This window comes from Arthrobacter zhaoguopingii (genome assembly GCF_009828605.1).
GTDB lineage: Bacteria > Actinomycetota > Actinomycetes > Actinomycetales > Micrococcaceae > Arthrobacter_D > Arthrobacter_D zhaoguopingii.
The window spans coordinates 21,516-30,694 of the sequence record NZ_WIAE01000022.1 but is presented as its reverse complement, the minus strand read 5'-3'; the positions used below and the strand labels follow the sequence as shown (position 1 = coordinate 30,694).

The following is a 9,179-nucleotide window of genomic DNA, read 5'->3' as shown; positions in this document are numbered from 1 at the left end:
CGAACTGCCAGTCATCGATATGACGCTGGCCTCCGAGCAGCTGACAGCCCTGAACCCCCTCGGAGGCAGCGGTTCCCTCGGGGTCGTCCTCATCGCCGTCATCCTCCTCGGCGTCCTGGCCGGGATCAGCGATTTCCGCTTCGGCGGCATGGTCGGTACGGCACTGGCCCAACCGCGCCGTGAGCGCATCGTCCTGGCCAAAACCGGGGCCACCGCGCTGATCGGTGCCGCAACAGGACTGATCCTCGCCGCCCTGTCCTTCACCGCCCTGCTCCTGGCGCTGGTCCTTGACGGCAGCGCCCTGAGCGCAACCCTGCCCGAGATTTTGGGCTCCCTGGGCCGCGGCGTCCTGGCCATCACGTTCCTGAGCCTGATCGGACTGGCCGTCGGTCTGCTGCTGCGGAACCAGCTCACCGCGGTCCTGGTCATGCTCGCCGTCCTGGTCCTGGAACCAATTCTCCTGGGAATCATCCAGCTCGCCACCGGCACCCTGCCGATCTGGGCCCAGCTGATGCCTAACACCTTGGCCCACGCCCTGATCAGCGCACCCAACGCCCTCACCGGCGCGGCCGCTCTCGGAGCCCTCACCGTCCTGACCGGGCTCCTGCTGACCGGCGCCGCCCTCACCCTCAAACGCCGCAGCCTCTAACCCACCAACCCCCTACCCACCAACCACCTAGCCCTCCAACCTGAATGGTTTGCACATGACCCACCACCCCCATGTCCAAAAACATGAACCCGGCCGCACCATCGTGCTCTGGGCAGTACTCATCACAGCACTGGCCGCCAGCATTCTGACCACGAACATGGTTGCCATGCCGCTGCTCTCGGGCCCCGCCGCAGCCATCGCCATTGTCTGCGCAGTATTCCTTGTCCGGGCGCACCGGCGCCGGAAGCACGCAGCATCACCAACAACCCGCCACACCGAATCGGAGCACTGACATGAAATACACCCCCAAATTCGCGGTCATCACCACCGCACTGGCCGCCTCGCTCGCGTTCACCGCCTGCACCTCCTCGGCCGCACCCAAGGACGCCCCCAAGGACGCACCGAAGGTGCTGACCGGCATCGCTGAACGACTCGTCGAGAAAGGCTACCCGGGCGCGATCATCACCCGCACCTCCCCGGACGGCACCGCTGAAACCGCCACCGCCGGCACCGCCGACCTCGCCGCCGATACACCGATCCCCGCTGACGGTGAAGTGCGTATTGGAAGCGCCAGCAAGCCATTCTCCGCGGTGGTGGCCCTGCAGCTGGTGGAAGAAGGACTCTTGGAGCTGGACCGTAGCGTCGACACCTACCTCCCCGGCCTCATCAAGGGAGAGGGAATCGACCCGAAGGCCATCACCGTCCGGCAGCTGCTCCAACACACCAGCGGCCTGCCCGAGTACACCACAGAAGTCATCGTCAATGAAGCGTCCGCCGACCGGGACATCTACCGCTCACCCCGGGACGTGCTCGACCTGGCGCTCGGACAGCCCGCGATCTTCCCCGCAGGGGAACGCCATCAATACACCAACACCAACTACATCGTCCTGGGCCTGATCATCGAACGCGTCACCCAACGGCCCCTGGCCGAACAGATCCACGATCGGATCGTCACACCCCTGGACCTGAAACACACCTACCTGCCAGAACCGGGTGAGACCGGGCTGCGCGGTGAGCATCCCCTGGGCTACCACACCGACGCCAAGGGGGAACTGCGCGACGTCACCGAGTACGATTCCTCCACGGCCTGGGCATCCGGAGCCATGGTATCCACACCGGCTGAGCTCAACACGTTCATGAAAGCCGTCCTCGACGGCGAACTCCTGGAACCGGCCGAACTCGACCAGATGCTCACCGGCATCCCCACCGGCGACGAGGAAAATTTCCCCGGAGCCACGTACGGGCTGGGCCTCGAAAGCAGCGAACTAAGCGCCGGCACAACCTGGGGCCACGGCGGCTCCATTCCCGGCTACCAGACGACCAACGCAGTCGCAGAGGACGGCACCGCGGTCACCATCACCACCACCGCACTGCCGCCCGCCATCTACGACGGCCCCCTCGACGGCCTCGACGGCCCCCCGGAAGAATTCTTCGATTTCGCCCGTTTGCCCATCGAGGCCCTCGACGAAGCCCTCAGCACACCCTGACCCGACCCCCACCACAACACCCACAGCACCCGCAGCCCGTTTCACTCTCCCAATAGAAAGCTCGTTTCATGACCCCGAGTACGTTTGTAAGCCCGCCGTCGGTCGATACCGCCGTGCGTCTCCTTCAACTTCGTAAGACTTTTCCGAACGGCCCGGAGGAGATCACTGCCCTTCAGGAGTTCTCCCTTGATATCGCCCCGGGTGCGTTCATGGCGATTATGGGCCCGTCCGGGTCGGGCAAGTCGACGTTCCTAAATCTTGCCGCGGGCCTGGATACGCCAACCAGCGGCCGGGTGTTCATCGGCGAGACCGACATCACCGGGCTCTCCCTGGACGCCGTCACTCGTTTCCGCCGGCGCCATGTCGGTTTCGTGTTCCAGTCGTATAACCTCATTGGCCACTTGACGGTCGGGGAGAATATCCAGCTGCCGATGCTACTCGATGGCCGGCGTCCCGATGAGCAGTGGCAGCAGACCCTCGTCGATTCCGTCGGGCTGACCGGTATGACCGAGCGGTTGCCGAGTGAGTTATCCGGAGGCCAGGCACAGCGGGTGGCCATCGCGCGCGCGCTCATTACCCGGCCCACCGTCGTCTTCGCCGATGAGCCGACCGGTGCCCTGGACCGCCGCACGGGAGATCAGGTGCTCGAAGTGCTGCGCGGTGCCGCCAAGCGGTTCACGCAGACGCTGGTTCTGGTCACCCACGACCCGCACGTGGCCGCCACCGCCGATGAAGTGCTGTTCCTGGCAGACGGACAACTCGCCGGCAGGCTGACAGCACCGACCTCGGCTCAGATCGCGGCCCGCCTCGTCGAGTTGGGACGATAGCCATGTGGTCTTTCGCCCGCTCAGCGGTCCGCGCCTACCGCGCAAGCCTGGTTGGCAGTTTCCTGATTGTGGTCTCGGCCGCCGCGCTGCTGACCGCTAATGGTGTGCTCATGGAAAGCGGCCTGCGCGGTGATGAGCCGTTGCTTGTGGCCGCGGCCGCCTCCTTCGCCGGCACGGCGGTCCTCGTTGTTGAACTTGTTGTCGCCTCCACCTTTGCCTCGGCCTTGCGGCAGCGGAACACTCAATTCGCCCTGCTCCGCGCCGTCGGAGCAACCCCGCGGCAGGTGCGCTCGATGGTGACAGCCGAGATCGTCATCGTGTTCGCCCTCGCGGCCCCGCTCGGGGCCATCCCTGGACTGTTTGCCGGGCAACTGCTCATGCCGGCACTGGTCTCCGGGGGCATCGTGCCTGCCGGGTTCGATCTGGTGATCTCCCCGCTTCCGGTGATCGGCGCGCTGGTCCTGCTGTTCCCGACCGCGCTGCTCGCCGGCGTGCTCGCGACCCGCAAGATCACCAAGGTCAGCCCGACCGAGGCCGTTCGCGGTGGTTCGGCTGAGTCATCCGGGATTTCCCCGGCTCGGCGGATCACGGCCATCGTGCTTCTGGCGGTCGGCATCGTCATTGCCGGCACACCGTTCGTCGTCTCGGGCACGGCGGGCAGCGCAGCCGGAGCCACCTCGGCATTCCTGCTCCTGAGCGCCGCCGCGCTGGCCGGTCCGGTCATCGTCGGCGCCATCGCCCGGCGGGCAGCGCGCGCCACACGCTCGTCGCGTAACGCCGCAGCCATGCTCGCGCTGGTGAATTCCCGCGGCTTCTCGCGCCGGCTCACGGCAGCGATCATCCCGCTTGCCCTGCTCCTGGCGCTGGGCACAGTGCAGACAGGGGCGAACCACACAACGGTGGAAGCCACCGGCATGCAGTTGCGTGCCGGTCTGGAATCGGATCTCATCATCACCTCCCCCGACGGCGTGACAGCCGAGCAGGCAGCCGCCGTCGCCTCCACTCCGGGCATCGACGCGGTGGTTGCCAGCTCGATGGTTCCCGCGGAGGTGAAGTTCGACCTTGACGACGAATTTGGAGATTTCTCCTGGGAGCCGACCGGCCTGCGCGCGGTGGCCGGCAGCACGTCCGGACTGATGGATGTCGATGTGACGGCCGGCTCGCTGGATGATCTCACCGGCCCCGACACGATCGCCGTCAGCGCCGATGGCGTCTTCGGCGCCGGCAAAGGTGTCGGCGACATCGTGGAGCTGCGCTTTGATGAAGGCACCGCGATCTCCCGGACGATCGTGGCCGTTTATGACCGAGGCCTCGGATTCGGCGACTACATCCTCGACGAGTCCTCGCTGCCGGCGTCTAACAGGCCGGCAGCCGCTGACCAGTTGTTCGCGCTGGGCTCGGCGGATCTGAGCTCCCTCGGATTGCAGACGGTCTCTGTCGATGACTACGTGCAGGAGACCAAGAAGGGTGCGGCAGGCCAGCAGCAATTCGGGGCGATCCTGCTCTTCGTGCTCATCTTCTTCATCGCCACTGCCGCGGCAAACACCCTTGTCATGCTCACCAGCTCCCGTAAACCGGAGTTCGCCCTGCTGCAACGTATTGGCACGACCCGCACCCAGATGAGCGCGATGATCCTCATCGAATCGGTGTTCGTCATGGCAACAGCCCTGGTGATCGGCACCCTTGCGGTGATTCCAGCACTCGGAGGCATGGCCTACAGCATGCTCGGGGTCTTCTCCGTGGGCATCGACTGGCCGGTATACGCAGCACTGGCCGGGGCAGTCGTGCTCATCGCCACCACTGGGATGGTCCTCCCGGCGATGGCAGGCACCCGAGGCCGGGCCCGATCGTAACGAAAGCCCCTGGCCCACCGGCCGGGGGCCTTCGGTTTCATCCCCCAACCAACCAGCCCTCCAACCACCCCTCCAACCGGAATGGTTTTCGCATGACTCACCACACCCATGTCCAAAAACATGAACCCGGCCTCACCATCGTGCTCTGGGCAGTACTTATCGCAGCACTGGCCGCAAATGTGCTCCTCTCAACACTGGTTTTCATCCCGGCGCTCTCGGTCCCCTTCGGAGTCATTGCCATTGTCTGCGCGGTATTCCTTGTCCGGGCGCACCGGCGCCGGAGGCGCGCAGCATCACCAACAACCCGCCACATCGAATCGGAGCACTGACATGAAACACACCCCCAAATTCGCGGTCATCACCACCGCACTGGCCGCCTCGCTCGCGTTCACCGCCTGCGCCTCCTCGGCCGCACCCAAGGACGCTCCCGAGGAAGCACCGAAGGTTCTGACCAGCATCGCGGAACGACTCGTCGAGGAAGGATACCCGGGCGCGATCATCACCCGCACCTCCCCGGACGGCACCGCTGAAACCGCCACCGCCGGCACCGCCGACCTCGCCACCGACGCACCGATCCCCGCTGATGCCGAAGTGCGTATTGGAAGCGCCAGCAAGACATTCACCGCGGTGGTGGCCCTGCAGCTGGTGGAAGAAGGACTCCTCGAGCTGGACCGAAGCGTCGACACCTACCTCCCCGGCCTCATCAAGGGAGAGGGAATCGACCCGAAGGCTATCACCGTCCGGCAGCTGCTCCAACACACCAGCGGCCTGCCCGAGTTCACCGACCTTGTCGCCAAAGACACGTTCGGCCAGCGCGACGTCTACCGCTCAACCCGGGACGTGCTCGACCTGGCTCTCGAACGGCCCGCGGACTTCCCCGCAGGGGAACGGCATCAATACACCAACACCAACTACATCGCTCTGGGCCTGATCATCGAACGCATCACCCAACGGCCCCTGGCCGAACAGATCCACGATCGAATCGTCACACCCCTGAACCTGAAACACACCTACCTGCCAGAACCGGGCGACAAAGGGATACAGGGAGAGCACCCTCATGGCTACCACATCGACACCGACGGCGAACTACGCGACCTCACCGAGTACGACACTTCCTGGGCCGCGGGGGCAGGAGCCATGGTATCCACACCGGCTGAGCTCAACACCTTCATGAAAGCCGTCCTCGACGGCGAACTCCTGGAACCGGCCGAACTCGACCAGATGCTCACCGGCATCCCCACCGGCGACGAGGAAAATTTCCCCGGAGCCACGTACGGGCTGGGCATCGAAAGCAGCGAACTAAGCGCCGGCACAGCCTGGGGCCACAACGGCGACATCCCCGGCTACCAGACCCGCAACGCAGTCGCAGAGGACGGCACCGCCGTCACCATCACCGTCACAGCACTGCCATACGCCATCTACGACGGCCCCCAGGAAGAAATCTTCGAAGGCCCCCAGGAGGAACTCATCGCTCTCTACAGCTTAACCACCGACGCCCTCGAAGAAGCCCTCAGCACACCCTGACCCGACACCCACAGCACCCGCAGCACCCGCAGCCCGTCTCATGCCAGCAGGCTGCTCGTTGCGACGGGCCATGAGGTGAGTGACCGGGCTGTAGGAAGAACCGTGTGTGAAGCTCCGGCCTGCAGCAGTGCGTTGTGTACCTGATCCGCAGCCCGTTCCGGTACGCCGGCCGAGGGCACCGCGGCGGGATCGTCAACGCCCTCAGACCGAGGAAGTGACGAGCGAAGGCAAGAAGAAGGGCCTGTCAACCATAGGTGACAGGCCCTTCTTCTATCGGCGATCAACGGACTGTGTTCAGAGGAGCGCTGGACATTAGTCGGACGAGGTTTCGGCAGGCGGAGGGGACGAGAACGGTCAGCCCTTGACGAACTCGGTGGGTACCGCGTTCACGAAGTCCTCAATCCAGGAAGGGACGACTGCACATGCAGCGACCGGGGCGCTTGTCACTGCAACTGACCTAGTGCGCGCATCGGAAAGTTCGTGGAAGAGGGAGGCGAAGTTCGTATTGAAGGCTTTGGCTGTGGGGCCGCCGGTCACCGCCTTCACGAATTCCGCGTTTTTGGAAGATGATGCGGCTTCTCGGCCGACCTCACCCACCACATGATGCACGCTCTCGGAGGGCGCATGTGGAGATTTACCCGGGAGCTGTTCGACGACCCCGCCCCGGCCGCTGACCAGGTCGCCATGCCATCAACCGGCCCGCCCCACTGCTCCATACGGCTGTCGATACCACCGCGTTGCTCCTTTTCGCGGCCCTCCTGACCGCACGGGGGGCGTCATGCTGCGGGTCACGGACACGCCCGCCGCCTGAAGCGCGAATGCCATTGCCTGAAGCGCTGAACCGGCTCAGCTCTCCTGATTGCGCAGGTACGTCAACACAGCCGCAACCCGGCGGTTCTGATCGTCGTTGGGCGGCAAGTCAAGCTTCATCATGACGTTACCAATATGCTTGACGACCGCTGCCTCAGAAACGAACAGACGCCGCGCGATAGCACCGTTGGAGTGGCCCTCGGCCATGACGGCCAGCACCTCCCGCTCACGGGGAGTAAGCCCGGCCAACGGATCGCGGTGCCGCCTGATCATCTGACTGATAACCGCCGGGTCAACCGCCGTACCGCCGGCATGAACGCGGCGCAGCGTGTCCGCGAAGTCCGCGACGTCGCTGACCCTGTCCTTGAGCAGGTAACCGATTCCGGCTCCACCGGCGCTGTCGAGCAGATCGGCGACGTAACTCTGCTCGACATACTGACTCAGGACCACCACCGGAAGGGAAGGGTTCTCTTCACGCAGGCGCACCGCCGCGACGAGCCCCTCAGAGCGGAACGTCGGCGGCATGCGCACATCGGTGACCACGAGGTCCGGCCCGACGTCGCGTCCAGCGGCGATCAACTTCTCGCCTGTATCCACCGCGGCGGCGACGACGAACCCGTTACGTTCGAGCAGCACCTGCAGACCCTCGCGCAATAACGCGTTGTCCTCAGCGATGACCACCCGCACCGGTTCCAACGCGGCCGGGCCGGTGGTAGCGGAATCAGTCATCCGGGTGGCCCTTCCCAACTGCGGCGACGGTGATAGTGATCGTGATGGCCGTCGGTCCACCCAGAGGCGAGTCGATCTCCAGGTCTCCACCCAGGGCGGCGATGCGGTCGGAGATGCCGTCGAGTCCGCCGTTGTCCCGATGGGCAGTGCCTGCTCCACCGCCACCATCGTCTCGGACCCGGACCTCCACGAGTCCGGGCGCGGGCCGCTGAAGCAGAACCTGAGCCTGCCCGGCGTTGGAATGCTTGACGACGTTGGTGAGGAGTTCGGCGACGCAAAAGTACAGGTTGGTCTCGATCTCCGTGGGCAAGCGGCCGGTCAGCCGGTCCTCGACAGCGATGGGAAGGGTAAGTGTGTCGGCCAGTTCGCGGATCGCTGCGCCGAGGCCATGATCCATGAGGACCTGGGGATGGATGTTACGGACGAAGCTGCGCAAGGCACCCAGGGTCTGCTTGGCCTGGTCCTGGGCGCGGACCACGTCAGAGCGGCCAGGGGCATCATCGGGCATGGCGGCCAGGGCGAGCCCGAGCGTCATGCTGACCGACAACAGCTGCGGCTGCACGCCATCGTGCAGATCCCGCTCGATACGGCGGCGTTCGATGTCGAAGGCTCGCACCAGGCGCGCCCGCGACCGCGCGGTCATCGTCAGGTCATGCTGGAGGCGCTGCTCCGGCCGGGTCAACACCTGGAGGACCAGCAAGGCATGAACCCTGGAGAAAGCCGGTGAGGTGACAACGAGCGCGGTGAGAACACCGACTCCGATGACCGATGCCACCACCGACTGGGGTACGTTGCTCACCGTGAACGGCCCAATCACGATCGGCACCCGGTCTCCCATTGCCGTCAGCAGCGGGCTGATCAGGGCGACAAGGGATACCAGGACGACCAGCGCAGCGAAGACCGCGATGGCCCCGCCGATCGTGAGCATCATCACGGTGTAGGCCAACGGGCGGATGAGGGTCCGCGGCTCACGGAGCCGGACACCCGGAGGCCCCCCAGCGGATTGGTCGAGCAGAGCGGTCGCTCCGCTCCAGTCGGCCCGGGCAAGAACGACCGAGATAAGCGGGAGTCCCACACCTAGCAGCGCCAGACCCGCGGTAATCAGGCCCGCAGAGGTATCGGTGCCGCGCACAGGACCGCTGAGCGCGATCCCGACCGGTGTGCCCAGCAGCACGACAACGGAAATGACCACCAGGGCCCGGATGCAGACGGCCGCAGAGTAGAGCACCGCTCTCCAGCGCCTGATGACCGGCAGAGCCTGATGTTTTGACTCCGCAGTGATCACCTGACCATTCTAGAG

The 9,179-nt window shown here is 65.3% G+C and carries 8 protein-coding genes and 1 pseudogene; 7 read left to right on the top strand and 2 right to left on the bottom strand.

Features of this window, described 5'->3' with window-relative positions; all coding sequences use genetic code 11:
- The 7 genes and pseudogenes from GVV77_RS17285 to GVV77_RS17255 all read left to right on the top strand — a co-directional run.
- Nucleotides 1-649, top strand: a pseudogene (locus GVV77_RS17285) (hypothetical protein); the annotation flags it as partial.
- Between the two features lie 55 nt (nucleotides 650-704).
- Nucleotides 705-941: a hypothetical protein gene (locus tag GVV77_RS17280; RefSeq protein ID WP_159620478.1), complete on the top strand. Its 237-nt coding sequence runs from the start codon at nucleotides 705-707 to the stop codon at nucleotides 939-941.
- A 1-nt stretch (nucleotide 942) separates the two neighbouring features.
- Nucleotides 943-2,136, top strand: a complete 1,194-nt coding sequence (locus GVV77_RS17275; RefSeq protein ID WP_159620496.1) for a serine hydrolase domain-containing protein — start codon at nucleotides 943-945, stop codon at nucleotides 2,134-2,136.
- 68 nt (nucleotides 2,137-2,204) lie between these two features.
- Nucleotides 2,205-2,963 (top strand): ABC transporter ATP-binding protein, encoded by a 759-nt coding sequence (locus GVV77_RS17270; protein ID WP_159620494.1) that lies wholly within the window; start codon nucleotides 2,205-2,207, stop codon nucleotides 2,961-2,963.
- Nucleotides 2,964-2,965: 2 nt separating this feature from the next.
- A complete protein-coding gene (locus tag GVV77_RS17265; RefSeq protein ID WP_159620492.1) occupies nucleotides 2,966-4,816 on the top strand; it encodes an ABC transporter permease in 1,851 nt (616 codons plus the stop codon).
- 92 nt (nucleotides 4,817-4,908) lie between these two features.
- On the top strand, nucleotides 4,909-5,145 hold the full coding sequence (locus tag GVV77_RS17260) for a hypothetical protein (protein ID WP_159620490.1): 237 nt from the start codon (nucleotides 4,909-4,911) through the stop codon (nucleotides 5,143-5,145).
- A 1-nt stretch (nucleotide 5,146) separates the two neighbouring features.
- Nucleotides 5,147-6,340 carry a serine hydrolase domain-containing protein gene (locus GVV77_RS17255; RefSeq protein ID WP_159620488.1) on the top strand — a complete coding sequence of 398 codons (1,194 nt, stop codon included), beginning with the start codon at nucleotides 5,147-5,149 and terminating at the stop codon, nucleotides 6,338-6,340.
- A gap of 846 nt (nucleotides 6,341-7,186) precedes the next feature.
- On the opposite strand, the gene GVV77_RS17250 is transcribed toward GVV77_RS17255, so the two are convergent.
- Both GVV77_RS17250 and GVV77_RS17245 read right to left on the bottom strand, forming a co-directional pair.
- A complete protein-coding gene (locus tag GVV77_RS17250) occupies nucleotides 7,187-7,879 on the bottom strand; it encodes a response regulator transcription factor (protein ID WP_159620486.1) in 693 nt (230 codons plus the stop codon).
- The gene (locus GVV77_RS17245; RefSeq protein ID WP_159620484.1) at nucleotides 7,872-9,164 is read right to left on the bottom strand and encodes a sensor histidine kinase; all 1,293 of its coding nucleotides are present in this window, start codon (nucleotides 9,162-9,164) and stop codon (nucleotides 7,872-7,874) included. Before GVV77_RS17245 ends, GVV77_RS17250 begins: the two co-directional genes overlap by 8 nt.
- Between the last annotated feature and the right edge of the window lie 15 nt (nucleotides 9,165-9,179).

Coding starts and splice junctions, on each gene's coding strand:
- GVV77_RS17280 (WP_159620478.1), top strand. CDS start 705: ATGACCCACCACCCCCATGTCCAAAAACATGAACCCGGCCGCACCATC.
- GVV77_RS17275 (WP_159620496.1), top strand. CDS start 943: ATGAAATACACCCCCAAATTCGCGGTCATCACCACCGCACTGGCCGCC.
- GVV77_RS17270 (WP_159620494.1), top strand. CDS start 2,205: ATGACCCCGAGTACGTTTGTAAGCCCGCCGTCGGTCGATACCGCCGTG.
- GVV77_RS17265 (WP_159620492.1), top strand. CDS start 2,966: ATGTGGTCTTTCGCCCGCTCAGCGGTCCGCGCCTACCGCGCAAGCCTG.
- GVV77_RS17260 (WP_159620490.1), top strand. CDS start 4,909: ATGACTCACCACACCCATGTCCAAAAACATGAACCCGGCCTCACCATC.
- GVV77_RS17255 (WP_159620488.1), top strand. CDS start 5,147: ATGAAACACACCCCCAAATTCGCGGTCATCACCACCGCACTGGCCGCC.
- GVV77_RS17250 (WP_159620486.1), bottom strand. CDS start 7,879: ATGACTGATTCCGCTACCACCGGCCCGGCCGCGTTGGAACCGGTGCGG.